The 23,598-nt window shown below is 73.2% G+C and carries 29 protein-coding genes, 1 pseudogene and 1 riboswitch; of the genes and pseudogenes, 15 read left to right on the top strand and 15 right to left on the bottom strand.

What is annotated here, in order from left to right:
• Window positions 1-175 precede the first annotated feature (175 nt).
• Window positions 176-601, bottom strand: a complete 426-nt coding sequence (locus tag ACZ6EG_RS32830) for a GNAT family N-acetyltransferase (protein ID WP_469610128.1) — start codon at window positions 599-601, stop codon at window positions 176-178.
• 241 nt (window positions 602-842) lie between these two features.
• Here ACZ6EG_RS32830 and ACZ6EG_RS32825 point away from each other — a divergent pair, with 241 nt between their 5' ends.
• Together ACZ6EG_RS32825 and ACZ6EG_RS32820 are read left to right on the top strand one after the other, a co-directional pair.
• The gene (locus ACZ6EG_RS32825; RefSeq protein WP_391969415.1) at window positions 843-1,076 is read left to right on the top strand and encodes a toxin-antitoxin system HicB family antitoxin; all 234 of its coding nucleotides are present in this window, start codon (window positions 843-845) and stop codon (window positions 1,074-1,076) included.
• A gap of 17 nt (window positions 1,077-1,093) precedes the next feature.
• Window positions 1,094-1,337, top strand: a pseudogene (locus ACZ6EG_RS32820) (fic family toxin-antitoxin system, toxin component); the annotation flags it as partial.
• 9 nt (window positions 1,338-1,346) lie between these two features.
• Here the strand turns inward: ACZ6EG_RS32820 and ACZ6EG_RS32815 are convergent.
• From ACZ6EG_RS32815 to bioB, 4 genes are all read right to left on the bottom strand, one after another.
• A complete protein-coding gene (locus ACZ6EG_RS32815) occupies window positions 1,347-2,036 on the bottom strand; it encodes a class I SAM-dependent methyltransferase (RefSeq protein WP_469610125.1) in 690 nt (229 codons plus the stop codon).
• A gap of 229 nt (window positions 2,037-2,265) precedes the next feature.
• Window positions 2,266-2,982, bottom strand: coding sequence for a dethiobiotin synthase (gene bioD / locus ACZ6EG_RS32810; RefSeq protein WP_391969413.1), 717 nt, complete (start codon window positions 2,980-2,982; stop codon window positions 2,266-2,268).
• A gap of 1 nt (window position 2,983) precedes the next feature.
• Window positions 2,984-4,270 carry an adenosylmethionine--8-amino-7-oxononanoate transaminase gene (locus ACZ6EG_RS32805; protein ID WP_391969412.1) on the bottom strand — a complete coding sequence of 429 codons (1,287 nt, stop codon included), beginning with the start codon at window positions 4,268-4,270 and terminating at the stop codon, window positions 2,984-2,986.
• Window positions 4,263-5,498, bottom strand: a complete 1,236-nt coding sequence (bioB, locus tag ACZ6EG_RS32800; protein ID WP_391969411.1) for a biotin synthase BioB — start codon at window positions 5,496-5,498, stop codon at window positions 4,263-4,265. The genes ACZ6EG_RS32805 and bioB overlap by 8 nt, the downstream gene beginning before the upstream one ends.
• Before the next feature lie 151 nt (window positions 5,499-5,649).
• Here bioB and ACZ6EG_RS32795 point away from each other — a divergent pair, with 151 nt between their 5' ends.
• Entirely contained in the window at window positions 5,650-6,777 is a 1,128-nt protein-coding gene (locus tag ACZ6EG_RS32795; protein ID WP_391969410.1) for an 8-amino-7-oxononanoate synthase, read from the top strand.
• 42 nt (window positions 6,778-6,819) lie between these two features.
• Here ACZ6EG_RS32795 and ACZ6EG_RS32790 read toward each other — a convergent pair whose 3' ends face one another.
• Entirely contained in the window at window positions 6,820-7,062 is a 243-nt protein-coding gene (locus ACZ6EG_RS32790; protein WP_391969409.1) for a DUF397 domain-containing protein, read from the bottom strand.
• A 9-nt stretch (window positions 7,063-7,071) separates the two neighbouring features.
• Complete coding sequence (locus ACZ6EG_RS32785) at window positions 7,072-7,932, bottom strand: helix-turn-helix domain-containing protein (RefSeq protein ID WP_469610118.1); 861 nt, start codon at window positions 7,930-7,932, stop codon at window positions 7,072-7,074.
• A gap of 214 nt (window positions 7,933-8,146) precedes the next feature.
• Between ACZ6EG_RS32785 and ACZ6EG_RS32780 the strand changes: the two genes are divergently transcribed.
• Window positions 8,147-8,638 (top strand): ATP-binding protein, encoded by a 492-nt coding sequence (locus ACZ6EG_RS32780; protein ID WP_469610115.1) that lies wholly within the window; start codon window positions 8,147-8,149, stop codon window positions 8,636-8,638.
• A gap of 83 nt (window positions 8,639-8,721) precedes the next feature.
• On the opposite strand, the gene ACZ6EG_RS32775 is transcribed toward ACZ6EG_RS32780, so the two are convergent.
• The 4 genes from ACZ6EG_RS32775 to ACZ6EG_RS32760 form a co-directional block, all read right to left on the bottom strand.
• Window positions 8,722-9,195: a C40 family peptidase gene (locus ACZ6EG_RS32775; protein ID WP_469610112.1), complete on the bottom strand. Its 474-nt coding sequence runs from the start codon at window positions 9,193-9,195 to the stop codon at window positions 8,722-8,724.
• A gap of 3 nt (window positions 9,196-9,198) precedes the next feature.
• Window positions 9,199-9,421: riboswitch (cyclic di-AMP (ydaO/yuaA leader) on the bottom strand.
• Window positions 9,422-9,713: 292 nt separating this feature from the next.
• Window positions 9,714-10,022, bottom strand: coding sequence for a hypothetical protein (locus ACZ6EG_RS32770; RefSeq protein ID WP_391969406.1), 309 nt, complete (start codon window positions 10,020-10,022; stop codon window positions 9,714-9,716).
• A 7-nt stretch (window positions 10,023-10,029) separates the two neighbouring features.
• Window positions 10,030-10,248 carry a hypothetical protein gene (locus tag ACZ6EG_RS32765; RefSeq protein WP_391969405.1) on the bottom strand — a complete coding sequence of 73 codons (219 nt, stop codon included), beginning with the start codon at window positions 10,246-10,248 and terminating at the stop codon, window positions 10,030-10,032.
• Window positions 10,249-10,368: 120 nt separating this feature from the next.
• Complete coding sequence (locus tag ACZ6EG_RS32760; protein ID WP_469610108.1) at window positions 10,369-10,728, bottom strand: VOC family protein; 360 nt, start codon at window positions 10,726-10,728, stop codon at window positions 10,369-10,371.
• Between the two features lie 107 nt (window positions 10,729-10,835).
• Between ACZ6EG_RS32760 and ACZ6EG_RS32755 the strand changes: the two genes are divergently transcribed.
• A complete protein-coding gene (locus ACZ6EG_RS32755; RefSeq protein WP_391969403.1) occupies window positions 10,836-11,114 on the top strand; it encodes a type II toxin-antitoxin system Phd/YefM family antitoxin in 279 nt (92 codons plus the stop codon).
• Window positions 11,115-11,200: 86 nt separating this feature from the next.
• Here the strand turns inward: ACZ6EG_RS32755 and ACZ6EG_RS32750 are convergent, their stop codons facing one another.
• Window positions 11,201-12,193, bottom strand: coding sequence for an ABC transporter permease (locus tag ACZ6EG_RS32750; RefSeq protein WP_469610105.1), 993 nt, complete (start codon window positions 12,191-12,193; stop codon window positions 11,201-11,203).
• Window positions 12,194-12,297: 104 nt separating this feature from the next.
• Between ACZ6EG_RS32750 and ACZ6EG_RS32745 the strand changes: the two genes are divergently transcribed.
• The 8 genes from ACZ6EG_RS32745 (at window position 12,298) to ACZ6EG_RS32710 (ending at window position 19,424) form a co-directional block, all read left to right on the top strand.
• A complete protein-coding gene (locus ACZ6EG_RS32745) occupies window positions 12,298-12,951 on the top strand; it encodes a TetR/AcrR family transcriptional regulator (RefSeq protein WP_391969401.1) in 654 nt (217 codons plus the stop codon).
• Window positions 12,952-13,116: 165 nt separating this feature from the next.
• Complete coding sequence (locus tag ACZ6EG_RS32740) at window positions 13,117-13,419, top strand: urease subunit gamma (RefSeq protein WP_391969400.1); 303 nt, start codon at window positions 13,117-13,119, stop codon at window positions 13,417-13,419.
• A 13-nt stretch (window positions 13,420-13,432) separates the two neighbouring features.
• A complete protein-coding gene (locus ACZ6EG_RS32735) occupies window positions 13,433-13,744 on the top strand; it encodes an urease subunit beta (protein ID WP_391969399.1) in 312 nt (103 codons plus the stop codon).
• Window positions 13,737-15,458 carry an urease subunit alpha gene (locus tag ACZ6EG_RS32730; protein ID WP_469610100.1) on the top strand — a complete coding sequence of 574 codons (1,722 nt, stop codon included), beginning with the start codon at window positions 13,737-13,739 and terminating at the stop codon, window positions 15,456-15,458. The genes ACZ6EG_RS32735 and ACZ6EG_RS32730 overlap by 8 nt, the downstream gene beginning before the upstream one ends.
• 8 nt (window positions 15,459-15,466) lie before the next feature.
• The gene (locus ACZ6EG_RS32725; protein ID WP_356606449.1) at window positions 15,467-16,141 is read left to right on the top strand and encodes an urease accessory protein UreF; all 675 of its coding nucleotides are present in this window, start codon (window positions 15,467-15,469) and stop codon (window positions 16,139-16,141) included.
• Window positions 16,142-16,243: 102 nt separating this feature from the next.
• Window positions 16,244-16,918, top strand: coding sequence for an urease accessory protein UreG (gene ureG, locus ACZ6EG_RS32720; protein ID WP_391969397.1), 675 nt, complete (start codon window positions 16,244-16,246; stop codon window positions 16,916-16,918).
• Window positions 16,906-17,700 carry an urease accessory protein UreD gene (locus ACZ6EG_RS32715; RefSeq protein WP_469610095.1) on the top strand — a complete coding sequence of 265 codons (795 nt, stop codon included), beginning with the start codon at window positions 16,906-16,908 and terminating at the stop codon, window positions 17,698-17,700. Before ureG ends, ACZ6EG_RS32715 begins: the two co-directional genes overlap by 13 nt.
• Window positions 17,701-17,816: 116 nt before the next feature.
• Entirely contained in the window at window positions 17,817-19,424 is a 1,608-nt protein-coding gene (locus ACZ6EG_RS32710) for an alpha/beta hydrolase (RefSeq protein ID WP_391969395.1), read from the top strand.
• Between the two features lie 55 nt (window positions 19,425-19,479).
• Here the strand turns inward: ACZ6EG_RS32710 and ACZ6EG_RS32705 are convergent, their stop codons facing one another.
• The 3 genes from ACZ6EG_RS32705 to ACZ6EG_RS32695 all read right to left on the bottom strand — a co-directional run bounded on the left by ACZ6EG_RS32705 (window position 19,480) and on the right by ACZ6EG_RS32695 (window position 21,931).
• Window positions 19,480-20,514 carry an NAD-dependent epimerase/dehydratase family protein gene (locus ACZ6EG_RS32705; RefSeq protein ID WP_469610091.1) on the bottom strand — a complete coding sequence of 345 codons (1,035 nt, stop codon included), beginning with the start codon at window positions 20,512-20,514 and terminating at the stop codon, window positions 19,480-19,482.
• A 67-nt stretch (window positions 20,515-20,581) separates the two neighbouring features.
• On the bottom strand, window positions 20,582-21,304 hold the full coding sequence (locus ACZ6EG_RS32700; protein WP_391969393.1) for a lysophospholipid acyltransferase family protein: 723 nt from the start codon (window positions 21,302-21,304) through the stop codon (window positions 20,582-20,584).
• A 144-nt stretch (window positions 21,305-21,448) separates the two neighbouring features.
• Complete coding sequence (locus ACZ6EG_RS32695; RefSeq protein ID WP_391969392.1) at window positions 21,449-21,931, bottom strand: carboxymuconolactone decarboxylase family protein; 483 nt, start codon at window positions 21,929-21,931, stop codon at window positions 21,449-21,451.
• Window positions 21,932-22,018: 87 nt separating this feature from the next.
• Between ACZ6EG_RS32695 and ACZ6EG_RS32690 the strand changes: the two genes are divergently transcribed.
• Together ACZ6EG_RS32690 and ACZ6EG_RS32685 are read left to right on the top strand one after the other, a co-directional pair.
• Window positions 22,019-23,005 carry a pirin family protein gene (locus ACZ6EG_RS32690; protein ID WP_469610085.1) on the top strand — a complete coding sequence of 329 codons (987 nt, stop codon included), beginning with the start codon at window positions 22,019-22,021 and terminating at the stop codon, window positions 23,003-23,005.
• A 26-nt stretch (window positions 23,006-23,031) separates the two neighbouring features.
• Entirely contained in the window at window positions 23,032-23,379 is a 348-nt protein-coding gene (locus ACZ6EG_RS32685; protein WP_356606463.1) for a GNAT family N-acetyltransferase, read from the top strand.
• Window positions 23,380-23,598 lie beyond the last annotated feature (219 nt).

Here is a 23,598-nt window from a genome sequence, read left to right as displayed (position 1 = left end):
CACCTCGCACCCATGATCGGCCAGGACGCGCCGATGCGCGCGATGTCGTGCGCCGGGGGAGGCGCCGAGGGATGAACCGGGGAAGGCGCCGAGGGAGAAACCGGGTGGGGCGCCCGGGCAGGCGCCGGGGAACTCGCCGAAGGGGACTCGCTCATGCGCCGGTGGTCACAGCCTTTCAGTCGGCCAGGGGCTTCACCCAGCGTCGCCACTGCTCCTCGGGCGCGTACCCGGCCGCCCGCCAGGCATGCTGGGCCCGCTCGTTGCGCCGCAGCACCATGGCGTCCCCGCGACGCCCGCCGAGCCGTACGAAGCGCTCCTCCGCGGCCGCGAGCAGCGCGGAGCCGATGCCCCGGCGCCGGTGGTCCGGGTGGACCGCCAACCGGTACAGATGGCAGCGCCAGCCGTCGAAGCCCGCGATCACCGTGCCCACCAGCTCACCGTCCCGCTCGGCCAGGACCAGGGACTCGGGGTCGCGTGCGACCAGCCGCTCCACGCCCTCCCGGTCGTCGCTGATGCTCGTCCCCTCGGCGGCGACCTTCCAGAAGGCCAGCACGACGTCCAGGTCCCCGGGCCCGGCGGCCCGTATCCGCAGATCGTTCATGATCAGATCCCACCACGCGCGTCGGGCGGAGACGCGGGTGTTCCGGCATGCGGACCGTCCGCCCTCGCGCAGCGCCCGCATCGGTCGGGTTCACTCCTGAGAGGTGCGGTACCGACATCAATTCTGCTCACCCGCACGGCACTTGAGACCAAGAGGGTCAGTCATCCGGGTGGGACGGTCGTCCGCGCGTCGAGCGGAGTCCGCTCTTGCCCCTGCCAGCGTTCCGCGCTGGCTTCGAGGTATGGCGAAGACCCGAAAGGCCCAGCTGAACGTACGCGTGGACGAGGGCGCCGCCCGTGCGGCCCGCGAACGCGCGCTGGCCCGGGGAGTGAGCGTCAACCGCTACATCGAGGACCTGGTCCGGCAGGACACCGGCGAGGCAGGGCCGCGCCTTCGTGGACGCGGCCGCCCCTTCATGCGGCAGTACGAGACGGTGTTCGCCGAAGAGGCCGGCGAGGGGCGGGTACGCGGCTGAGCCGTCGCGCGACGTCGATGGACGACCTCGGGATCGACCTCGCCCGGCTGCTGATGCTCGCCGGACAGCGAACCCCGGGAGACCCCCGGGTCACCGACCGGGGAGCACTGGTCGCGGCCGTCGCCCGCCACCGGGCCGAGATGTTCGCCACCTCGCGGGAGCGAGGTCGTCACCACCCCCGAACGGGTGCGGGACCTCGCCCTGCTGGTCAGGAGCGGTGAAGCGTCCGTCGACGAGACCGCGGGAGAGCTGCGCGGGTGGGGCGTGCGACTACGCCTCGGCCCCGGGCGGACGCCAGGCCGTGCCCAGCACGCAGTACGAGGTCGGCAGGGCCGGCCCGTTCTCCGGCATCATCACCCGCCGGTAGGGGCCCAGCGCGAAGCCGGCCTCGCGCAGGGCGGCGACCGGCTCACGGGACAGGTGGCAGCCGCCGCTCAGCGGTGGCCACAGCGTCCGGTCCAGAGCCCTCTGGGTGAGCGTCATCACCCGGCCGCCACCCCGGCCGTGTTCGAAGAAGCGCAGCTCACCACCCGGGCGCAGGACCCGCCGCAGTTCCGCGAGGGCCCGGGGCACGTCGCGGACGCTGCACAGCACCAGCGAGACGACGGCCGCGTCGAAGGCCTCGCTCTTGACCGGCAGTGCCTCGGCCGCGCCCGGCGCCACGTCGACCGGCACCTGCGAGCGCAGCGCGGCCTCCACGGCCAGCTGCCGCAGCAGGCGCTCCGGTTCGATGGCGACGACCTCCGAGACGGTGCCCGGGTAGTGGGAGAAGTTCAGTCCGTTGCCCGCGCCGATCTCGATCACCCGGCCGGACAGTCCGGCGAGCAGCCGCTCGCGCACGCGCCCCATGCCCATCCGGGTCTCGGCGCCCACACTGCACCTGGCGTAGCAGCGGGCGAACAGCGGGTGGTGCACGGAGTCCCGCGGCACCCCGCGGGGGCGGGCGGATCGCAGGGGCATGGGACCTCCTTCACGAGGTGGTGCCTCACCCCGATTCTCCCCCTCACGGCCTCCGCGTACCCACCGCGTCGGCGGCGCGTTCCGCCTGGGGCGCCGTCCGCGGTGCGCCGGATGGGCACACCGGCGCATCCGCGTGCGACGGCATCGGGCGGGGCGAGCGAACACCGTCCGGGGCACCCCGTCCGGCCACCCCGCCCCGGCCGTCGGACCGTGCCGGCCGCCGCCGCGGTCAGGGCGCCTGCCGTGCCCGGAACGCGTCCGCGTCCCACGTCCCTTCCAGCCGGGGCGCCAGCCAGCGGGGCGCCGACGACCGGAACTCGCCCGGCGGGAGGGACGCCGCCCCGGCGGGCACGGCACCGAGCAGAGGGGCGCCGGCCACGTCGGGCAGATCCGCGAGGTTGCAGCGCGAGGCGAGGTCCGGGGCACCGGGCCAGCTGCCGATCACCACGCCGGGCAGCTCCAGCCCTCGGGTCCGCAGCTCACGTGCCGTCAGCTCCGTGGTGTTGAGCGTGCCCAGGCCCGCCGACGCCACCAGCAGTACGGGCGCCCCCAGCAGCGCGGCGACGTCGGCCAGCGTCCCGCCCGCGGCGTCGAAGCGTACGAGCAGCCCGCCCGCACCCTCCACCAGCACCAGGTCGTGCTCGGTGGCCAGCTTGTCCGCCGCCTCCGCCACCTCCGCCGGACGCACCGGCGCCCGGCCCGCCCGGCGCGCGGCCGTCCACGGTGCCAGCGGCTCGGGGAAGCGGGCGACTTCGGCCGTGGTCACCTCGCCCGCGAGCCGCGCCACCTCCTGGGCGTCCCCGGGTTCGTCCGGCCGGACGCCGGTCTGCGCGGCCTTCAGCACGGCCACCGAACGGCCGGCCGCCACCGCCGCCGCGGCCACGGCGCCGGTCACGACCGTCTTGCCGACCTCCGTGCCCGTGCCCGTGATCACCAGTACCGGCATGTCATCCCTCCCGTGCCGCCGCGCACACCGCGCGGGCGATCCGTGCCACGTCCGCGTCACCCGTGACGTACGGCGGCATCGTGTAGACCAGGTCGCGGAACGGGCGCAGCCACACGCCCTCCCGCACGGCGGCCCGCGTCGCCGCCGCCATGTCGACGTCGTGGTCCAGCTGCACCACGCCGATCGCGCCGAGCACCCGCACGTCGCGCACGCCCGGCAGACCGGCGGCGGGCGCCAGCCCCTCCCGCAGGCCCGCCTCGATCCGCTTGACCTCCCCGAGCCAGTCCTGCCCGAGCAGCAGCCCGATCGACGCGCACGCCACGGCCGCCGCCAGCGGATTGCCCATGAACGTCGGCCCGTGGGCCAGCACCGGCACCTCGCCCCGGGAGATGCCCTCGGCCACCCGCGCCGTGCACAGCGTCGCCGCCATCGTCAGGTAGCCGCCGGTCAGCGCCTTGCCGACGCACATCACGTCCGGCACCACCGCCGCGTGCTCCGCCGCGAACAACGCGCCCGTGCGCCCGAACCCGGTCGCGATCTCGTCGAACACCAGCAGCACGCCGTACGCGTCGCACGCCTCCCGCAGCACGCGCAGATAGGCGGGGGAGTGGAACCGCATCCCGCCCGCGCCCTGCACCACCGGCTCCACGATCACCGCGGCCAGCTCGTCGGCGTGCCGCTCGATCATGGACCGCAGGTGATCGGCGTACGTCTCCTCGTACTCCGCCGGGGGTGCGTCCGCGAAGACCTGGCGCTGCAGCACCCCCGTCCACAGGTCGTGCATCCCGCCCTCGGGGTCGCACACCGACATGGGCTGCCAGGTGTCGCCGTGGTAGCCGCCGCGCCAGGTCAGCAGGCGTCGCTTGGCCGGGCGTCCCAGCGAGCGCCAGTACTGCAGGCACATCTTGACCGCGACCTCGACCGACACCGACCCGGAGTCGGCGAGGAAGACGTGCTCCAGTCCCTCGGGCGACATGTCGACAAGGAGCTTCGCCAGTCGCACGGCGGGCTCGTGGGTGAGCCCGCCGAACATGACATGGCTCATCCGCCCCAGTTGCTCACGCGCGGCCTCGTTCAGCACCGGGTGGTTGTACCCGTGGATCGCCGACCACCAGGACGACATCCCGTCGACCAGTTCGGCCGAGCCGTCGGCCGGCCGCAGCCGCACCCCGCTCGCCGACTCCACGACGAGCGGGTCCTGCCGGCCGGGCATGGGGCCGTACGGGTGCCAGACGTGCCGACGGTCGAGCGTCAGCAGCTCGTCCACGGTCAGCTCGGGCTCAGGCATTGGGCGCGAGGTCCGTTCCGGCACCACGGCGGCGTACGGCGACCAGGTCGGTACGGATCTCACCGGCCCCCGCCGGACCGGCGGGCACGGCCGAGCCGCGGTCCGCCCCGGCCGGTACGGAGCCGCAGACACCGTCCCCCGCGTGGGACCCGCAGCCGCCGCCACCCTCATGGGAGCCGCAGCCGCCGCCACCCTCGTGCGACCCGCAGCCGCCGCCCGCCGTGGCCCGGTGCTCGGGCAGGGTCACCTCGCCCGCGCCCTCCACCTCGAACCCGGCGTCCGCGATCATCTCCAGGTCGGTCCGGCCCGCCTGCCCCTCACTGGTGAGGTAGTCGCCCAGGAAGATGGAGTTGGCCAGGTGCAGGGCGAGCGGCTGCATCGTGCGCAGATGGACCTCGCGGCCGCCCGCGATGCGCACCTCGACGTCCGGGCAGACGAACCGCGTCATCGCGAGGATGCGCAGGCACCGCTGCGGGGTGAGGTGCCACTCCTTCGCCAGCGGCGTGCCCTCCATCGGGATGAGGAAGTTGACGGGCACGGAGTCGGGGTCCAGTTCGCGCAGCGAGAAGACCACGTCTACCAGGTCCTCGTCGCTCTCGCCCATGCCCGCGATCAGCCCCGAGCAGGCGGAGAGTCCCGCCGCGTGCGCCTTGCGCACCGTGTCCACCCGGTCGGCGTACGTGTGCGTGGTCGTGATGTCCCCGTACGTCGCCTCAGAGGTGTTGAGGTTGTGGTTGTAGGCGTCGGCGCCCGCCTCGCGCAGCCGCTCCGCCTGGCCGTCCGAGAGCAGACCCAGACAGGCGCACACCTCGACGGCCTCGTTCTGCTCCTTGATGGCCTTGATGGTGTCCGAGACCCGGTCCACGTCCCGGTCGGTCGGTCCGCGTCCGCTGGCCACCAGGCACACCCGCTTGGCGCCTCCGGCCAGGCCCGCCGCCGCGGCGCGGGAGGCCTGGTCGGGCTTGAGCCACGTGTACTTGAGGATCTCGGCCTTGGAGCCGAGCCGCTGCGAGCAGTAGGAGCAGTCCTCGGGGCACAGGCCCGACTTGAGGTTGACGAGGTAGTTGAGTTTCACCCGTCGGCCGAACCAGTGACGGCGCACCTTGCCGGCCGCGGCCACCACATCGAGCAGGTCGTCGTCGGAAGTGGCGAGGACGGCGAGCGCCTCCTCGCGGGTCGGCGTCTCGCGCCGAAGCCCCTTGTCCACCAGCGTGTTCAGCAGGTCCATGAGAGCCGATCCTGTCCTAAGGGGCCGTCCGGGGCCAAGGAGACTTCGCACAACACTGCCAGTTCGACGTGTGGGTATTGCCACACCTCGCGGGGGTGGCGGTGCCGCTATCGTCTGTCCACTGCCTACAAATCCTCTGGAGGACCGATCCATGGCGTTCGGCTGGATCGACGAGCAGGCCCGGGCGCGTCGCGAGGCGGGTCTGGTACGGATTCTGCGCCCCCGCCCGGCCGACTCGGCACCGCTGGACCTGGCGAGCAACGACTACCTCGGACTGGCCCGGCACCCGGAGGTCACCGAGGGGGCGGCCCGGGCCGCGCGGACGTGGGGCGCCGGCGCCACCGGCTCGCGCCTGGTGACCGGCACGACCGAGCTGCACGCCGAGCTGGAACACGAACTGGCCGCCTTCTGCGGTTTCGAGGCGGCGCTCGTCTTCTCCTCCGGCTACGCGGCCAACCTCGCCGCGGTCACCGCGCTGGCACCGCACGGCTCCCTCATCGTCTCCGACGCGGGCAACCACGCCTCGCTGATCGACGGCTGCCGGCTGGCCCGCGGCGCTGCCCAGGTGGTGGCGCACGCCGACCCGGACGCCGTGCGCAAGGCGCTGGCGACCCACGAGGGCCCCGCCCTCACCGTGTCCGACACCGTCTTCTCGGTCGACGGCGACGCCGCGCCGCTGGCCGGGCTCGCACAGGCGTGCCGGGAGCACGGCGCCGGGCTGGTCGCCGACGACGCCCACGGTCTCGGTGTCCTCGGCGAGGGCGGCCGGGGAGCCGCGTACGAGGCGGGCCTCGCGGGCGCGGACGACGTGGTCGTGACGGTGACGCTCTCCAAGTCGCTGGGCAGCCAGGGCGGCGCCGTGCTCGGACCCGCCCCGGTGATCGAGCACCTGGTCAACGCGGCCCGGACCTTCATCTTCGACACCGGCCTCGCCCCCGCGGCGGCGGGCGGGGCCCTCGCGGCCCTCACCCTGCTGCGCCGCGAGCCCGAACGGGCGGCGCGCGCACGGGCGGTGGCGGGCGAACTGCACGCTCGCCTGACCGCCATGGGCCTGTCCGCGGCGCGTCCGGACGCCGCGGTCGTGTCGGTGCGCGCGCCCTCCCCGGAGGGAGCCGTCCAGTGGGCGGCCGACTGCCGTTCGGCCGGCCTGTCCGTGGGGTGCTTCCGGCCTCCTTCCGTACCCGACGGCATCTCACGGCTGAGGCTGACCGCTCGTGCGGACCTCTCCGCGGAACAGGTGGAACACGCGGTACGGGTGATCGGCGAAACGCGGCCATGAGTCGGCGTGGCACGGCCGTGCTCCGCACGATCCGACCCGGGTTCAGCGGTGGTGGACCGCGCCCGTGAACGACGCCCAGCTCTCGGGGGAGAAGAGCAGCGCGGGTCCGGCCGGGTCCTTGGAGTCGCGCACGGCGAGCAGTCCGGCCCACGGGCCGGCCGACGGCCGTGCCGTCTCCACGCAGTTGTTCGCTCCGGTGCTGTAGCTGCTGCGCAGCCACCGCAGGTCGGGGAGATGGGTGCCGGCAGGGATGCTCCGGCGGAGTACGGACGGGGTGCCTGACATGGTGCCTCCTTACGCGCCTGCCGCGGTCGCGGCGATGAAGTCCAACGAGTCCTGGGGCGAAAGGGTATGGAGCAGAAGGGCGTTGAAGGCCTCGGTGTAGGCCTCCAGGTCTTCTTTCCGTTCGAGATGCAGGCTACTCGTCAAGTGGTCGAGAACAACCACGTCCAGATCAGAAGTGCTCGAAAAAGAGAAGATTACGAAAGGGCCGGTGACACCGATGTGCGCCCCGGCGGCGAACGGCAGGACCCGGAGCCGGACATGGGGGAGGCGCGCGGCCTCGACCAGGCGTGCCAGTTGCCGTTCCATGACCCCGGGGCCGCCCACCTCCCGGCGGAGCACCGCCTCGTCCAGGACCGCGCTCAGCTCCAGCGGCGGCTGGGTCCGCAGCACGTCCTGGCGGGCCAGCCGGACCTTCACCAGGGTGTCCAGCCGCTCCTGGGGCAACCCGTCCGCCGCGGCGCGCGTCACCGCGCGGGCGTACTCGGGTGTCTGGAGCAGCCCGGGCACCACCGTGGTCTCCAGCGTGCGCATCGCGCTGGCCTGGGACTCCAGGCTGATGAAGTCGCGGTAGGCCGGTGGCAGCACCCCGCGGTAGGCGTGCCACCAGTGGTGCCGGCCGCCCGCGTCGTCGGAGCCCGCCAGCACCTCCAGCAGCTCCCGGAGCCGGGAGTCGTCGACACCGTAGGCGTCGAGGAGTAACCGTACGTCCGCCGGCTTCGCCCCGCTGGTCCCGGTTTCGATGCGGCTGACCTTCGACTGGTGCCAGCCCACCAACCGGGCCGCCTCGCCGCTGGTGATCCCCGCCGACGTGCGCAGGGTGCGCAGTTCGGCGCCCAGCTTCCGACGGCGCACCACGGGACCGTGTTGCATGGGCCACTCCCTTACTCCTTATGGGCCGCCCAAATCCGCTCTGCCGTCGCAGAGTTCACCGCTTCGAGCGACAGATATATGCATATCTTGGTGGATCGCCGCCCTTCCCGGGCCTGGTGGTGGCAGTCTGGCGGCGAAGCACCAGTCCGGGACCGTACTCGAACCGTCCGCTCCGTGTCCGGTTGCGGTCCCGTGGGAAAGGGACGACGTCGCCATGGCAGACCATCTGGAAGCATCCGTCACTCTGCCGAGCGATCCCGCCTCGGTGGCCGCCGCGCGTACCTATGTGGTCGGGACCCTGACGGAGTGGGGCCTGCCGACGGACGCCGATCTCTCCGACACCGTCCGGCTCATCGTCTCCGAACTGGCGACCAACGCGGTCCAGCACACGCTCGGACAGTCGCCCACCTTCACGGTGGACCTCGCGCTCGACCGTGACGAGCGGCTGCGCATCGGCGTCACCGACAGCCATCCGCGCTTCCCCAAGCGCCTGCCCGCCGCGGTGCAGCAGGACAACGGCCGGGGCATGGTGATCATCCGCTGGCTCACGGCGGAGGGCGGGGGCAGGCTGCGGGTGCGGCCCACCCGCGAGGGCGGCAAGACCGTCTCCATCGAGCTGCCCTGGACGCCGCCGGGCCGCCCGGTGGCCACCGAACCGGCCACGGCCGTCAGGCGGACGCCGGGAGAGCCGGAGCGCTCGCGCTGAGCCCCCTCCGGTGAGTGCGACGCCGGTGCCGACCACCCGGCGGGGTGACGGCGGAACAGGCGCCGTCACCCCGCTCGGGCGGTCTACTTGACCCGGCCGTACCAGACGCTGCTGGTCCAGATCTTCTGCAGGCGCACCACGTCGCCGGTCTTCGGAGCGTGCCAGATCTTGTTCTTCCCGGCGTAGATGCCGACGTGGTAGACGCTGCGGCCCGAGTGGAAGAACACCAGATCCCCGGCCTTGCGGCTCTTCGAGGAGATGTGCCGGGTCTTGTTGTACTGCTGGGCCGCGGTGCGCGGAAGCTTCTTGCCGACCTTCTTGAACGAGTACAGCGTCAAACCGGAGCAGTCGAACCTGCCCGGTCCGACGGCACCCCATTTGTAGGGCGCACCTTTCTTCGAGGCCGCGATCTTGAGGGCCTTCGTCGCGTGGCTCGCCGCGGCGGCCTCGGAGGTGACGCCGGGGACCACCACGGAACCGCCGACGGCGGCGAGGGTGAGAGCCGAGGCCGTACCGGCACGGGCCATCAGTGACGGGACACGATTGAGCGCAGACATGCGCAACCCTTCGTCAGCCGCCTGTGAAGGATGACCTGTCGGATTCGGGCTGGCGAAGTTGCCCGGCCGCACGGGTGCGGCTTCACCCCAAGGGCTGCTCGGTACGGTGCCTGAATCGCACAGGCGACCGTTCCGGCGACCCGTCGTGCTCGGGTCCTCCACTCCTGCCGATCCACTCCTGTCGACCGGTCGTCCGGGCGGCGGCAGGATTCGGCGTCCGCCCGGACCGCCCCGCCGCTGCGGCGGGGGCTTGTCGTCAGTCACGGATCTTGTCTCGCCCCGTGGGAAAATCCCAACGGAACGTGGCTTTTGTGTTGTTACTCACCACTCACCCGTTCGGGTGGACGCCGCGCGTTCGAGTCGCGTGGTGGGCGCGACGGCGACGCCGGGACCAGCGGCGGAGTGGCTCGTTCCGCCGCTCGGGCAGCCGCGTCCCGCAACTGCGGGGAGCCGGAAATTCCCGGTGTTCCTACGCCGAAAGGGGGTAAGCCGTTTGGTGCGTTTCGTGTGCGTGGGCGTCAACTGTCGGAAGGCGGCGGCAGACTGACGCGCGCCGTCCGCCGTTCCCCGTCCAGGACGCGCAGCGCCCGGACCAGGGTGGCGGCGTGCAGTTCCGTCTCGCCCCGCCGATGCATCAGGGCCAGCGCGTCGCGCAGGGCGGTCGCCTTGCCGACCAGTGCCTGGGCGGCCCGCAGACCGCGGTAGGTGTCACCGTCCTGCGCCGGGTTGATGCGGCCCAGGAGATCGACGACGTCCAGATAGCAGTCGATCAGCTCGGCCTCGGCGCGGGTGAGGGCGGGCAGGGGAGGCGGCTCCGGCGGCGGCATCGACGGCTCACCTCGCGCCGGGCGTGGGGAGCGTCGCGTCGAGGTCGGGCGCGACGTGGTCCACCAGCCCGTGGCCGAGGACCCGTTGAGCGCCCGGGGTCGTGCCCCGCGCGAGGTCGGCGCGGTCTTCAGCCGTGTGCTCCGCGTACGGGTCCACGGCCGGGTCGCCGGTGCCGGCGCGCTCGGTGAACTCGGGTGGTGCGTGGCGGGCGGACGACCGGATCATGACGAACCCCTCCTCGTGGCAGAGCCGTTGTGGGCGGCGCTGTCTCCGAAAAATGTACAGGACGTACATCCGGGGAAGGAGGGAGTCGCGAAGGCCGCGGTCCGGTGGCGGAGGGGTGCCTCACCGCCCCTTCGGAGGTTCGTGCAGGCCGAACGGGGAGTCCTGGTCGTCCCGGCACAGGGCGAACCGGCCGAACCGCGCGGCCGACTGCGCGTCCTCCGTGCCGAGGTCCCCGACCGTCCCGCCCAGCTCGCGGACGCGGGCCATGGCCTCCTCCAGGTCCGGGACCCGGAAGAAGAGGTACGGGGACGCCTGTGCGTCCCCTCCGTGGAGGCCACCGGGAAGGCCATCGGTCCCGACGGCGAATCCGCCGCCCGAGGGCCCGGGTTCGAGGGTCCAGCCGAAGAGGGTGCCGTAGAAGGCGCGCCCGCGTTCGGGGTCGGCCACGCCGAGTTCGAAGAACGACGGTTCGCCTGCCATGGGGCACCTCCTGCGGGCCGGTGGCCGTGCTCGCCCCCGGCTCCATCGTCCTCCCCGGCGGGCGGCACCGCAGCCGGTGGCCGAGTGCCGAACCGTAAGCTGGGGCCATGGCCTACGAGATTCCGGTGACGCAAGCCAGGGCTGAGCTCGCCGACCTGATCAACCGGGTCGTGTACGGCGGTGAACGGGTCGTCGTGACGCGGCACGGCAAGCCGCTGGTCGCCCTGGTCTCCGCCGCAGATCTCGCGTGCCTGGAGGACCTCCGGGAACCGGCGGGGGAGCAGGTGGTCGGTGCGCTTTCCCGGGGCCGGGACGCCGCCGCCACGCCCCGCGAGCATCACCGCTTCGGCCTCGCGGCGGAGCACCGGGGGCCGAACCCGTCGTAGTGAGCGTCCACCAGGGCCGGACCCGCTGCAGCGGGCGTCCACCGGCCCTTCGTGGCGCGGGTGGGGGGGCGTACGCCGACCGGGGCTCAGGCGACCCGTGCGGGGGCCGGGGCCCGGTCGGCGGCCGGCGAGTCGTCGGTCGCGCGCTGCCGCAGGGCGTTGCCGAGCACGACCGCGCCGAGGCCGAGCCCGGCCCACCACGCGAGGGTGAGCGCGTGGCCGGTGGCCGCGGCTCCGTCGAAGAAGGACACCGAGCGCAGCAGTGAGGCGCCCGCGCCCGGCGGGAGCCACTGGCCGATCGCACCGGCCGGCTGCGGCAGCATCTCCGGCGCCGAGGAGGCACCCGAGAAGGGATTGCCCAGCAGCATCACCACGGCCGCGCCCAGACCGATCCCCGCTTGCCCCAGCAGGGCCGCCAGTCCCGCCACGCTCGCACCCACCGCGAGGACCGACAGCCCGAACACGCCGGCCACGGCCCACCAGTCACCGACGACCGTCCCGAGCCAGCTGTGCGCGATGGCCGCGGCGACCAGACCCGCCACCGCGGAGGCGCCGACCAGTGCGACGACCGTACGGATGCCGCGCAGGCCCAGCAGCGTGGTGACGGCGCCCGCCGCGATCCCGGCCAGTGCCAGCGGCAGCACGCTCGCGCCCAGGGCCGCGCCGCGCGGGTCCGTCTCGGGTGCGGGTACGACGTCGACCACCTGGGCCGGGGCTCCCGCCGCGGTCCCCTGCGCGGCCACTGCCTGCCGGAGCAACTGGGCGACGACGGGGCTCGCCGCCGATGCCGTGAGCAGCTTGCCGCCGCGGTCGTCGGCGACCACCGCGCCGTACACGGTCCGGTCCTCGATGGCGGCCCGGGCCGCCGCCTCGTCGGCGTAACGGTGGATCTCGAAGGCGCCCTCCTGCCGGGCGAGCCGCTGCTCCACCTGCGCGACCGCCCCGGGCGGTCCCGCCACACCGAGCGGCAGGTCGTGCGGGGCCGTGCGGGCGGCGGGCCAGGCGAAGGCCCACAGGGTCAGGGCGACCAGTGCGGGCACCAGGGCGATCACGGCGATCACGTGGCGGCGGCTGTCCATGAGGACTCCTGAAAAAGAAGGATCGTTCGTTTTGCTTGCTGGCCCCACCGTGCGCCCGGCTCGGCCCCTTGTCAAGAAGGAACGTTCGTTTTAGCGTGGACGCCATGGCCCGCGTATCCCAGGAACACCTCGACGCCCGCCGCCGGCAGATCCTCGACGGCGCCGCCCTCTGCTTCGCCCGCAACGGGTTCCACGCCACGTCGATGCAGGACGTGCTGAAGGAGGTGGACCTGTCCGCGGGGGCCGTCTACCGCTACTTCAGCGGCAAGGAGCAGCTGATTGAGGCCATCGTCACCGACGTGATGGGTGTCCTCCGCGGCGTGTACGAGCGGGCCGCGCTGGAGAGCCCGCCGCCGATGCCCGACGAGCTGATCGCCCGGACCGTGGCGCACATGCAGCGGGAACGGCCGGCGCTCACGGACGACGGGGAGTGGCTGTTCCCGCGGCTCATGATCCACGCCTGGACGGAGACGCAGCGCAACGACGAGCTGTCGGCCCTGTTGGGGGAGGGCTTCGACGCGGTGACGGCCGCCTGGGTGAAGTTGGTGGTCCGCTACCAGGAGAGCGGCATGATGTCCGCCGACGTCGATCCCCAGGCCGTGGCCCGGACGCTGATGGCCACGGTGCAGGGCTTCGGGGTCCAGCACGTGCTCTTCGGCAGCTTCCCTCCCGAGGCGCTCCGGGCGGGTGTGCGGGCGCTGACGGGCATGCGGGAGGCCGCCGACGGCACCGGTAATCAGTCGGTCAAATCCGGGTGACGTGGCGGAAACACTGCGAGCCTACTCTGCACCCCGATCCACCTGCGGTTTCCTGTGCACCGGCAGGCGCTTCCCAGCGCATTCATGTGTGTTACATCTAGAGCCGTCGCGGTGGCCGCGGCAGTCGGGCCGTGCGTCCCGGCGTGATGCCCTGTGAGGTGGTACGTGCAGCTGACCCCGCACGAGCAGGAGAGACTGCTCATCCATGTGGCCGCGGACGTGGCGGAGAAGCGCCGCGCGCGAGGCGTGAGGCTCAATCATCCCGAGGTCGTCGCGCTGATCACCGCGCACATCCTGGAAGGCGCTCGGGACGGTCGTACGGTCGGTGAACTCATGGCCTCCGGCCGCAAGCTGCTCCAGCGCGACGAGGTCATGGAGGGCGTCCCGGAGATGATCCACGACGTGCAGGTCGAGGCCACCTTCCCCGACGGCACCAAGCTGGTCACCGTCCACGATCCGATCATCTGACGGGGCGGCAGTCATGATCCCCGGAGAGATCCTCTTCGCCGACGAGCCGGTCGTCTACAACGAGGGGTGCGAGATCACCCGCCTGACCGTGCTCAACACCGCCGACCGGCCCGTCCAGGTCGGGTCCCACTACCACTTCGCCGAGGCGAACCCCGGCCTCGACCTCGACCGCGCCGCGGCCCACGGCAAGCGGCTCAACATCGCCGCCGGCACCGCCGTCCGGTTCGAGCCCGGCATCCCCGTCGACGTGGAGCTCGTCCCCCTGGCGGGGGCCCGCGTCGTCATGGGGCTGCGCGGCACGACCGGAGGTGCCCTCGATGCCTGAACTGACCCGCCCCGCCTACGCCGACCTGTTCGGCCCCACCACCGGCGACCGCATCCGCCTCGCCGACACCGACCTTTTCGTCGAGATCGAGGAGGACCGCTCCGGCGGGCCCGGCCGCTCGGGTGACGAGGCCGTCTTCGGCGGCGGCAAGGTCCTGCGCGAGTCCATGGGCCAGTCGCGGGCCACCCGCGCCGAGGGCGCCCCCGACACGGTGATCACCGGAGCCGTGGTCATCGACCACTGGGGCGTCGTCAAGGCCGACATCGGCATCCGCGACGGTCGCATCACCGGCATCGGCAAGTCCGGCAACCCGGACACCATGGACGGCGTCCACCCGGACCTCGTCATCGGCCCCGAGACGGAGGTCATCGTCGGCAACGGCAAGATCCTCACCGCCGGCGGCATCGACACGCACGTCCACTTCATCGCCCCGGCCGCCGTCGACGAGGCCCTCGCCTCCGGTGTCACCACCCTCATCGGCGGCGGCACCGGCCCCGCCGAGGGCAGCAAGGCCACCACGGTCACCCCCGGCTCCTGGCACCTCGCGCGGATGTTCGCGGCCCTGGAGTCCAGCCCCGTCAACATCGGCTTCCTCGGCAAGGGCAGCACCATGTCCAAGGAGTCGATGCGCGACCAACTGCGCGCGGGCATCCTGGGCTTCAAGATCCACGAGGACTGGGGCGCCACCCCCGCCGTCATCTCCGCCTGCCTGGACGTCTGCGAGGAGTCCGGCGTCCAGCTCGCCGTCCACACCGACACCCTGAACGAGGCCGGGTTCATCGGCGACACCTTCGACGCGATCGCGGGACGCACCCTGCACGCCTTCCACGTCGAGGGAGCCGGCGGCGGCCACGCCCCCGACATGATCACGGCGGTCTCGCTGCCCCACATCCTGCCGGCGTCCACCAACCCGACCCGGCCGCACACCGTCAACACCGTCGAGGAGCACCTCGACATGCTGATGGTCTGCCACCACCTGAACCCCGCCGTCCCCGAGGACCTGGCCTTCGCGGAGTCCCGCATCCGGCCCAGCACCATCGCGGCCGAGGACATCCTGCACGACATGGGAGCCATCTCCATCATGGCCTCGGACGCCCAGGCGATGGGCCGCATCGGAGAAGTGATCCTGCGGACCTGGCAGACCGCGCACGTGATGAAGCGGCGCCGCGGCTTCCTGCCCGGCGACACCCGCGCCGACAACCTGCGCGCCCGCCGCTATGTCGCCAAGTACACCATCAACCCCGCCGTGGCCCAGGGCATCGAGCACGAGGTCGGCTCGGTGGAGACCGGCAAGCTGGCCGACCTGGTGCTGTGGGACCCCCGGTTCTTCGGTGCGAAGCCGCAGCTCGTCCTCAAGGGCGGGCAGATCGCGTACGCGCAGATGGGCGACGCCAACGCCTCCATCCCCACCCCGCAACCGGTGCTGCCGCGACCGATGTTCGGGGCCCACGGGACGGCTCCGGCCGCCAACTCGGTCGGCTTCGTGGCCGGGGCCGCCCTCGAGGACGGGCTGCCGGAACGCCTCGGACTCGGCCGGGAGCTCGTGCCCATCCGGTCGACCCGTGGCCTCACCAAGGCCGACATGCGGGAGAACGACGCGCTGCCCCGCGTCGAGGTGGCCGCGGACTCCTTCGCGGTGACCATCGACGGCGAGCTCGTCGAACCCGCACCCGCCGTCGAACTGCCGCTCGCGCAGCGGTACTTCCTGTTCTGAGCGCCGACATGAGCCGCGCCGCACTGCTCGTCCTCGCGGACGGCCGCTTCCCCGCCGGAGGGCACGCCCACTCCGGCGGGGCGGAGGCCGCCGTCCGGGCGGGCCACATCACCGACGCCGCGAGCCTGGAGGAGTTCTGCCGAGGGCGGCTGCACACCGGCGGAAGCGTCGCGGCCTGCCTCGCCGCGGCGGCGGCCCTCGGTGTGGACCCCGTCGCACTCGACCGGGCCGCGGACGCCCGCACCCCTTCACCCGCCCTGCGCGGGGTGGCGCGCCGACTCGGGCGGCAGCTGATGCGGGCCGCGCGGGCGACCTGGCCGCACCCCGAACTCGACGCGCTGGCGGGACGGTTCCCCAAGGGGGCGCACCAGCCCGTCGTCCTCGGCCTGACCGCCCGAGCGGCCGGACTCGGGCCCCTGGACGCGGCGTACTGCTCCCTCTACGAGGCAGTGAGCGGACCGGCCACGGCCGTGGTGCGGCTGCTCGGCCTCGACCCGTTCGACGCGACGGGCGTGCTGGCGCGTCTCGCACCCGAGCTGGACCGGGTGGCACAGGACGCCGTCGAGGCGGCGCACGCCGCCGTGACCGACGGGGTCGACGTGCTGCCCGCGCGGTCCTCGCCGGTGCTGGAGATCGGCGCGGAGGCGCACGCCGCCTGGGCTGTGCGGTTGTTCGCCTCGTAGCGCTCCGAACGTTCGGCCCGCGCGCCCGCCGTCCCTTCCTTCCCTTTCCGTCCCCTTGCAGGGGCTTTACAGGGGGTTCCGCCCCCGTGCAGGAGTCGCAGCATGCACCTCGATCACCACCACGAAGCGCCCGCCGTCTCCGCCGACGCCAGGCGGCCCGACGGAAGCCGCCGCGCGCTGCGGATCGGGCTCGGCGGACCCGTCGGCTCGGGGAAGACCGCCACCGTGGCCGCGCTCTGCCGGGCCCTGCGCGAGGAGTTGTCCCTCGCCGTCGTCACCAACGACATCTACACCCGCGAGGACGCCGAGTTCCTGCTCCGCGAGGCGGTACTGCCGCCGGAGCGGATCAGCGCCGTGGAGACCGGCGCCTGCCCGCACACCGCCATCCGGGACGACATCTCGGCCAACCTCGAAGCGGTGGAGGACCTGGAGGACGAGGTGGGTCCGCTGGACCTCGTCCTGGTGGAGTCCGGGGGCGACAACCTCACCGCCACCTTCTCCAGGGGGCTCGTCGACGCCCAGATCTTCGTGATCGACGTCGCCGGGGGCGACGACATCCCGCGCAAGGGCGGGCCGGGCGTCACCACCGCCGACCTGCTGATCGTCAACAAGACCGACCTCGCGCCGTACGTCGGCTCGGACCTGGCGCGGATGGCCGCCGACGCGAAGGCGCAGCGCGGTGAACTGCCGGTCGTCCTCCAGTCGCTGCGCGGCGAGGACGGCGTCCGGGACGTGGCCGACTGGGTGCGGGCCCGGATCACCGCATGGACGGCATGACGGCCGCGGCCGGCGTACGGGCGAGGGCGCGCGTTCTCGCCCGCGACGACGGGCGCGGCGGCACCTCGCTGCCGGTGCTGGAGGGCGAGGGGCCGCTCACGGTGCGGCGCACCCGGGGGAGCGGAGCCGAGGCCCGGGTCCTGCTGGTCGGTGCGATGAGCGGCCCGCTCGGCGGGGACCACTTCACGGTGACCGCCGAGGCGGACCGGGGCGCCCGCCTGCGGGTCGGATCGGCCGCCGCCACCCTGGCCCTGCCGGGGCAGACCAAGACGGGTGCCCGCTACGACGTCCGGCTCACCGTCGGCGACGACGCGGAACTGCGCTGGCTGCCCGAGCAGTTGATCTCCGCGGGCGGCAGCGACCTGCACGTCACCACACACGTCGACCTCGCCGCCACGGCCCGGCTCCTGCTGCGCGAGGAGCAGGTGCTCGGGCGGTCCGGGGAGGAACCGGGGCGGCTCACCAGCCGTCTGACCGTGCGGATCGCCGGCCGGAGCGTCCTCGACCAGGAGCTGGCCTGCGGGCCCGGCGCCCCGGGCGGCTGGGACGGCCCCGCAGGCTTGGCGGGGAACCGTGCGGTCGGCCAGCTGATCGTCGCCCGCCCGGAGTTCGCGACCGCGCCACCGGCGGCCCGCGTCCTCGCTCCGGGTGCGGCCGTCATGCCGCTCGCCGGGCCGTGCGCGCTGGTGACGGCGGTGGCCTCGGACGCGCTGCGGCTGAGACGGCTGCTGGACGAGGCGCTGGCCTCGCTGGACCGGGGTCCGTCGACCGGAGCCCTTTGACCGAACGCCTTTCTCCGTTTATCGGATTGGCAAAGAAGTAGCATCGCCTCTGTCCTCAGGGAACGCACAACCGCGAAGATCCCCGTACTTGTCGCGAACACGTACGGGGAGGCCACGTGAGGAAGAGCGGACCGGGGCGGAGGGCGGCGGCGTTCGGCACGGCCGGAGCGCTCGTCACCGCCACACTGATAGCCGGCGCGGTCGCGGCGCCCACCGCGAGCGCGGGCCCGGCCGGCGGCCACGCGAAGGGCTGGGACCGCGAGGCCCGCGGGGCCGCGATCGCCGCCGCCCGCGCGGCGAAGGCCGGCATCGACTGGCAGGACTGCCCCACCGACTGGAACCTGCCCAAGCCGATCCAGTGCGGCTACGTCACGGTGCCGCTCGACTACGCCAAGCCGTTCGGCAAGCAGATCGAGATCGCCGTCGACCGCATCGGCAACACCGGCACCAAGGCCGAGCGCCAGGGCGCGCTCCTCTACAACCCCGGCGGTCCCGGCGGCTCCGGGCTGCGCTTCCCGGCCCGCGTCACGAGCAAGAGCGCGGTCTGGGCCGACGCGGCCGAGGCCTACGACTTCGTGGGCTTCGACCCGCGCGGTGTCGGCAAGTCCGCGCCCATCTCCTGCGTCGACCCGCAGGAGTTCGTGAAGGCGCCCAAGATGGACCCGGTGCCCGGCTCCGAGGCCGACAAGCTCGCGCAGCGCAAGCTGGCCCGCGAGTACGCCGAGGGGTGCGGCGAGCGCAGCGGCGAGATGCTCCCGCACATGACCACGCCGAACACCGCACGCGACCTCGACGTCATCCGCGCCGCGCTCGGCGAGCGGAAGCTCAACTTCCTCGGCGTCTCCTACGGCACCTACCTCGGCGCCGTCTACGGCACTCTCTTCCCGGACCACGTCCGCCGGATGGTCGTCGACAGTGTCGTCAACCCGTCCCGCGACAAGATCTGGTACCAGGCCAACCTGGACCAGGACGTCGCCTTCGAGCAGCGCTGGCAGGACTGGCAGGACTGGGTCGCGCGGAACGACGCCACCTTCCACCTCGGGGACACCCGCGCCGAGGTCCAGGACCAGTGGCTCGAGCTGCGCGCCACCGCGGCGAAGGAGCCGCTCGGCGGGGTCGTCGGCCCGGCCGAGCTGATCTCCTTCTTCCAGAGCGCCCCGTACTACGACTCCGCGTGGGTGCCGGTCGCCACGGTCTTCGGCAAGTACGTCGCCGGTGACACCCAGGCCCTCGTGGACGCCGCCGCCCCCGACCTCAGCGACACCGCGGGCAACGCCTCCGCGGAGAACGGCAACGCCGTCTACACCGCCGTCGAGTGCGCCGACGCCCAGTGGCCCACCGACTGGCAGACCTGGGACCGGGACAACACCCGGCTCCACCGCGACCACCCGTTCATGACCTGGGCCAACGCCTGGATGAACCTGCCGTGTGCCACCTGGCCCGTCAAGCAGCACACCCCGGTGGACGTCAAGACCGGCAAGGGCCTGCCGCCCGTGCTGATCGTGCAGGCCGAGCGGGACGCGGCGACCCCGTACGGAGGCGCCGTCGAACTGCACCAGCGGTTCAAGGGATCGCGCCTGATCACCGAGCGGGACGCCGGATCGCACGGGGTCACCGGCCTGGTCAACCCGTGCGTCAACGACCGGGTCGACACCTACCTGCTCACCGGCGAGGTGGACGCCAGGGACGTGACCTGCGCGCCCCACGCCACACCCAAGCCGTAGCGACCCGAAGGCGCAGGGAGGGGCGGCCGGACCGACCGGCCGCCCCTCCGCGTCCTCACGTCCGCCGCGCCGCCGACCAGGCGTCCTCCGCGGCGTAGTCGAAGAGGTCGCCGTAGGCCCGGACCATCTTCGGGTACGCCTCCCGCCAGTCCCGTGCGGCCAGCCGCCCCTCGATCCAGGCCACCGTCTCCGGCAGGGTCTCGGCGTAGCGGACCACCGGACGGTAGCCCAACTGCCGCTCGGCCGCGCTCATGTCGCACACCACGGGCAGGGGCACCGACCAGGGCGTGTCGCCCACGCCGTCGGCGGTGGGCGGGCCGTCCATCAGCACGTCCTCCGCCTCCACCCCCATCACCGCGTCGATCGCCGCCGCGATCTCCGCGACCGTCGGTGCCTCGGGATCGACCGCGTTCAGCACACGCGTGCCCGGCCGTGGAGCGGCCAGCCGGATCAGCTCGGCGATGGTGTGCACGCTCGCCGGGTGGAAGCGGCTCGTACCGCGGTGGGCGAGGAAGCGCCGGCGCCGGCCGTCGAGGTTGCGCTTGACGAAGTACAGCTCGCGCGGGGTACGGCAGTGCGGCCCGTGGACCGCGCCCGCGCGCAGCAGCGTGACCGGCAACCGGTCGCCCGCCGCGAGCAGTTCACGCTCCAGCGCCGCCTTGCGGGTGCTGTACGAGGCGTCGCCCGGGCGGATCGTGCGCTGCTCCTCGGAGAGGGGCACCGGGTACGCGGGGAAGCCGTCGGGCTCGCCCTGCGTGTCGAAGTTGCGGCCCTTGTCGTCCTCGTAGACCGACACGCTGGAGATCACCACGGCGGAGCCGACCCGCCCGGCGAGCGAGACCAGCTGCCGCGCGTGCCCCTCCCCGAAGGCCACCGTGTCCACCAGGACGTCGCAGCCGTCGCCGACCGCCGCCGACAGGGCCGCGTCGTCCTCCCGGTCGGCCCGCACCACCCGCACGTCCCCGGGCCAGTCCCCGTCCCGCTCACCGCCCCGCGAGACGGCCGTCACCTCCCAGCCGTCCCGGGCCAGCACTCCCACGGTCGGGCGCCCGATCTGCCCCGTCGCCCCGATCACCACAGCTCGTGTCATAGGGCGACGGTAGGCGGACCGGGCGCTCTTCGACCACGCTCTTCTGCCGAGGGCAGACAGCGGCCTGCTAGCGGTGCGGCAGCCGGGGGAATTTCGGTCCCCTGGCCGCCGTCCGGGCCTCCTCGGCCTTGACGTCGGCCGCGTACCGGTCGACGTACTCCTGTCCGGACAGCGTCAGGACGGCGTACATGATCTCGTCGGTGATGGCGCGCAGCACGGCCTTCTCGCCCTCCATCCCGGCGTAGCGGGAGAAGTCCAGGGGCTCGCCGAAACGGATCACCACGGGGTGCAGCTTCGGGATCTTCCGGCCCGGCGGCTGGGCCTCGAAGGTGCCGATCATCGCGCAGGGCACGACCGGCGCCCCGGCCCGGAGCGCCATCACCGCGACGCCCACCTTGCCCTTGTACAGCCGGCCGTCGTGCGAGCGGGTGCCCTCCGGGTAGATGCCGAGCAACTCGTCCTTGCCCAGCACGCCGAGCCCCTCGCGGATCGCCGCCTGGCCCGCGTCCTTGCCGGAGCGGTCGACGGGGATCTGCCCGGCGCTGCGGAAGAAGAACGCGGTCAGCCGGCCCTTGATGCCGGGGCCGGTGAAGTACTCGGCCTTGGCGAGGAAGGTGATGCGGCGCCTGAGCACCGCCGGCATCAGGAAGTGGTCCGAGAAGGAGAGGTGGTTGCCCGCGATGATGGCCGCCCCGGACGCCGGCACGTGGTCCAGGCCCTCGATCCGGGGACGGAAGAGCAGTCTCAGCAGGGGCCCCAGCAGCACGTATTTGAGCACGTAGTAGAACACGACTCGCCCTTCATTCCGCCCGGTCGGTCTCGCGGCAGCGTCTTCCCAGGTCAGCCTACGGATATCCCGGGCGTCGGACGAGCCCCCCGACCGGCGTCCCGCGCGTGGGCCTTCAGCGATAGGCCTGGACCGGGTGCCTGTCCTTCAGCGGTCGGCCCGTACCGGGTGCCGGCTCATCACCGAGACCCGGTTGAACGCGTTGATGGTGACGGCCACCCAGATCACCGCGGAGATCTGGTCGTCGGTCAGGTGTTCCCGGGCCAAGGCGTGGGCGGCGTCCCGCGCGGCGGTGTCGGCCGGCGTGGTGGTCGCCTCCGCGAGGGCGAGGGCGGCCCGCTCCACCGGGGTGAACAGCTCGGTGTCCCGCCAGGCGGCCAGCACGCCCAGGCGCCGCGGGGTCTCGCCGAGGCGCTGGGCGGCCCGGGTGTGCACGTCCAGGCAGGAGGCGCAGCCGTTGAGCTGGGAGACGCGGAGGTTGACCAGCTCCGCGACGGTCCGGTCGAGACCCGCCTCGGCGGTGACCGCGCGCACCGCCTCGGCGGTCTGCACCAGCGCGCGGTACGCGGCCGGGCTCCGCTTGTCGATGTAGAGCCGCGGGGCGGCGGGTTCCGGGGCGGGAGTGGTCACCCGACGCTCCTTCGAGAGGCCGCGGACGTCTATGATCACGGCGTATTGTTGAAGTTGAAACTACCATGAGGGTGCAGGAGGCTGCCGATGAGCCACGTCGAGACGGACCCCGTCGCGGTGCGGTGCGGACCCGCCGACGGCGCGGGCTCCCCGGGCGCCCCGCGCGTCGACGTCCTCGCGCCGCGCGACGTGCCCCTGGGCGGCCCGCGCGCCATGACCGTGCGCCGCACCCTGCCGCAGCGTTCCCGGACCCTGATCGGGGCCTGGTGCTTCGCCGACCACTACGGCCCCGACGACGTGGCGGACACCGGCGGCATGGACGTCGCCCCGCATCCGCACACCGGGTTGCAGACGGTGAGCTGGCTCTTCAGCGGGGAGATCGAGCACCGCGACAGCCTCGGCAGCCACGCCTTCGTCCGGCCCGGTGAACTGAACCTCATGACCGGCGGCCACGGCATCAGCCACACCGAGGTCTCCACCCCGCGGACCACCGTCCTGCACGGCGTGCAGCTGTGGCTGGCCCTGCCGCGGGAGCACCGCGACGCCCCCCGGGACTTCCAGCGCCACGTGCCCGAGCCGGTGGCCCTGGACGGCGCGGAGATCAGGGTCTTCCTGGGCTCCCTGGCCGGATCCACCTCGCCCGTGGAGACCTTCTCGCCCCTCCTCGGCGCGGAGATCGCGCTCGCGCCGAGGGCCGCGGTCACGCTCGACGTCGACCCGGCCTTCGAGCACGGCCTCCTGGTCGACCGGGGCGAGGTACGCATGGCGGGCACCGCGCTGCGCCCCGCCCACCTCGGCTTCCTCGACGTCGGGAGCGACACCCTGGCCCTCGTCAACGAGTCCGACACCCCGGCCAGGGCGGTCCTGATCGGAGGCGCCCCCTTCGACGAGGAGATCGTGATGTGGTGGAACTTCATCGGCCGCAGTCACGAGGACATCGTCCGGGCCCGGACCGACTGGCAGAACGCCTCCGACCGCTTCGGCGCCGTCGAGGGGTATCCGGGAGACCGGCTGCCCGCTCCCGCCCTGCCCAACGCGGCCCTGACCCCGCGCGGCAACCCGCCGCGCCGCTGACCGCCGCCCCCCACGAGAGGAACCCCGTGAACGACCAGCCCGCCCCCGTCGCGCCCACCGTCGAGCGGATCGACGCACGCCACCGCTACGTGATCCTGGTCGACGGCCGGCAGGCCGGCCTGACCGCCTACCGCGACCGCGGCGAGCAGCGCGTCTTCTTCCACACGGAGATCGACGACGCCCACGCCGGACAGGGCCTGGCCGGACAGCTGGTCCGACAGGCCCTCACCGACGTGCGCGCCCAGGGACTGCGTATCGTGCCCGTCTGCCCCTACGTCGCCAAGTACCTCACCAAGCACCACGACTTCGACGACATCACCGACCCCGCGACCCCCGAGGTCCGCACCTGGCTGGACGCCCAGCTCGGACGCTGAGGCCCGCCCGGGGCACGGCCGACGGGGAACTCCGGGCCGGCCGCCGCGACGGTCGGCGCACACGGACACCGCGACGGCCGTGCCGCACCCCCTGGCCGGGGGGCGGCACGGCCGTCGCGCGGGCCGGCCGGAGCGTCAGAACTTCGGGGTCGGCGCCTGCGCCTCCACCAGCTCCGCCGCCTCCTCGTCGGTCTGCACCGCGGGAGGGGAGCCCTCGAG

This window comes from Streptomyces sp. NPDC041968 (assembly GCF_055589025.1).
This window is presented reverse-complemented; position numbering and strand designations above follow the sequence as displayed.

Excerpts from the sequence above, each read along its gene's own strand:
- ACZ6EG_RS32780 (WP_469610115.1), top strand. The coding sequence starts at position 8,147 with ATGGCAGACCATCTGGAAGCATCCGTCACTCTGCCGAGCGATCCCGCC.
- ACZ6EG_RS32715 (WP_469610095.1), top strand. The coding sequence starts at position 16,906 with ATGGACGGCATGACGGCCGCGGCCGGCGTACGGGCGAGGGCGCGCGTT.
- ACZ6EG_RS32755 (WP_391969403.1), top strand. The coding sequence starts at position 10,836 with ATGGCCTACGAGATTCCGGTGACGCAAGCCAGGGCTGAGCTCGCCGAC.
- ACZ6EG_RS32815 (WP_469610125.1), bottom strand. The coding sequence starts at position 2,036 with ATGCCCCTGCGATCCGCCCGCCCCCGCGGGGTGCCGCGGGACTCCGTG.
- ACZ6EG_RS32760 (WP_469610108.1), bottom strand. The coding sequence starts at position 10,728 with ATGGCAGGCGAACCGTCGTTCTTCGAACTCGGCGTGGCCGACCCCGAA.
- ACZ6EG_RS32770 (WP_391969406.1), bottom strand. The coding sequence starts at position 10,022 with ATGCCGCCGCCGGAGCCGCCTCCCCTGCCCGCCCTCACCCGCGCCGAG.
- ACZ6EG_RS32735 (WP_391969399.1), top strand. The coding sequence starts at position 13,433 with ATGATCCCCGGAGAGATCCTCTTCGCCGACGAGCCGGTCGTCTACAAC.
- ACZ6EG_RS32730 (WP_469610100.1), top strand. The coding sequence starts at position 13,737 with ATGCCTGAACTGACCCGCCCCGCCTACGCCGACCTGTTCGGCCCCACC.
- ACZ6EG_RS32750 (WP_469610105.1), bottom strand. The coding sequence starts at position 12,193 with ATGGACAGCCGCCGCCACGTGATCGCCGTGATCGCCCTGGTGCCCGCA.
- ACZ6EG_RS32785 (WP_469610118.1), bottom strand. The coding sequence starts at position 7,932 with ATGCAACACGGTCCCGTGGTGCGCCGTCGGAAGCTGGGCGCCGAACTG.
- ACZ6EG_RS32745 (WP_391969401.1), top strand. The coding sequence starts at position 12,298 with ATGGCCCGCGTATCCCAGGAACACCTCGACGCCCGCCGCCGGCAGATC.
- ACZ6EG_RS32765 (WP_391969405.1), bottom strand. The coding sequence starts at position 10,248 with ATGATCCGGTCGTCCGCCCGCCACGCACCACCCGAGTTCACCGAGCGC.
- ACZ6EG_RS32790 (WP_391969409.1), bottom strand. The coding sequence starts at position 7,062 with ATGTCAGGCACCCCGTCCGTACTCCGCCGGAGCATCCCTGCCGGCACC.
- bioD (WP_391969413.1), bottom strand. The coding sequence starts at position 2,982 with ATGCCGGTACTGGTGATCACGGGCACGGGCACGGAGGTCGGCAAGACG.
- ACZ6EG_RS32830 (WP_469610128.1), bottom strand. The coding sequence starts at position 601 with ATGAACGATCTGCGGATACGGGCCGCCGGGCCCGGGGACCTGGACGTC.
- ACZ6EG_RS32705 (WP_469610091.1), bottom strand. The coding sequence starts at position 20,514 with ATGACACGAGCTGTGGTGATCGGGGCGACGGGGCAGATCGGGCGCCCG.
- bioB (WP_391969411.1), bottom strand. The coding sequence starts at position 5,498 with ATGGACCTGCTGAACACGCTGGTGGACAAGGGGCTTCGGCGCGAGACG.
- ureG (WP_391969397.1), top strand. The coding sequence starts at position 16,244 with ATGCACCTCGATCACCACCACGAAGCGCCCGCCGTCTCCGCCGACGCC.
- ACZ6EG_RS32775 (WP_469610112.1), bottom strand. The coding sequence starts at position 9,195 with ATGTCTGCGCTCAATCGTGTCCCGTCACTGATGGCCCGTGCCGGTACG.
- ACZ6EG_RS32795 (WP_391969410.1), top strand. The coding sequence starts at position 5,650 with ATGGCGTTCGGCTGGATCGACGAGCAGGCCCGGGCGCGTCGCGAGGCG.
- ACZ6EG_RS32690 (WP_469610085.1), top strand. The coding sequence starts at position 22,019 with ATGAGCCACGTCGAGACGGACCCCGTCGCGGTGCGGTGCGGACCCGCC.
- ACZ6EG_RS32805 (WP_391969412.1), bottom strand. The coding sequence starts at position 4,270 with ATGCCTGAGCCCGAGCTGACCGTGGACGAGCTGCTGACGCTCGACCGT.
- ACZ6EG_RS32825 (WP_391969415.1), top strand. The coding sequence starts at position 843 with ATGGCGAAGACCCGAAAGGCCCAGCTGAACGTACGCGTGGACGAGGGC.
- ACZ6EG_RS32725 (WP_356606449.1), top strand. The coding sequence starts at position 15,467 with ATGAGCCGCGCCGCACTGCTCGTCCTCGCGGACGGCCGCTTCCCCGCC.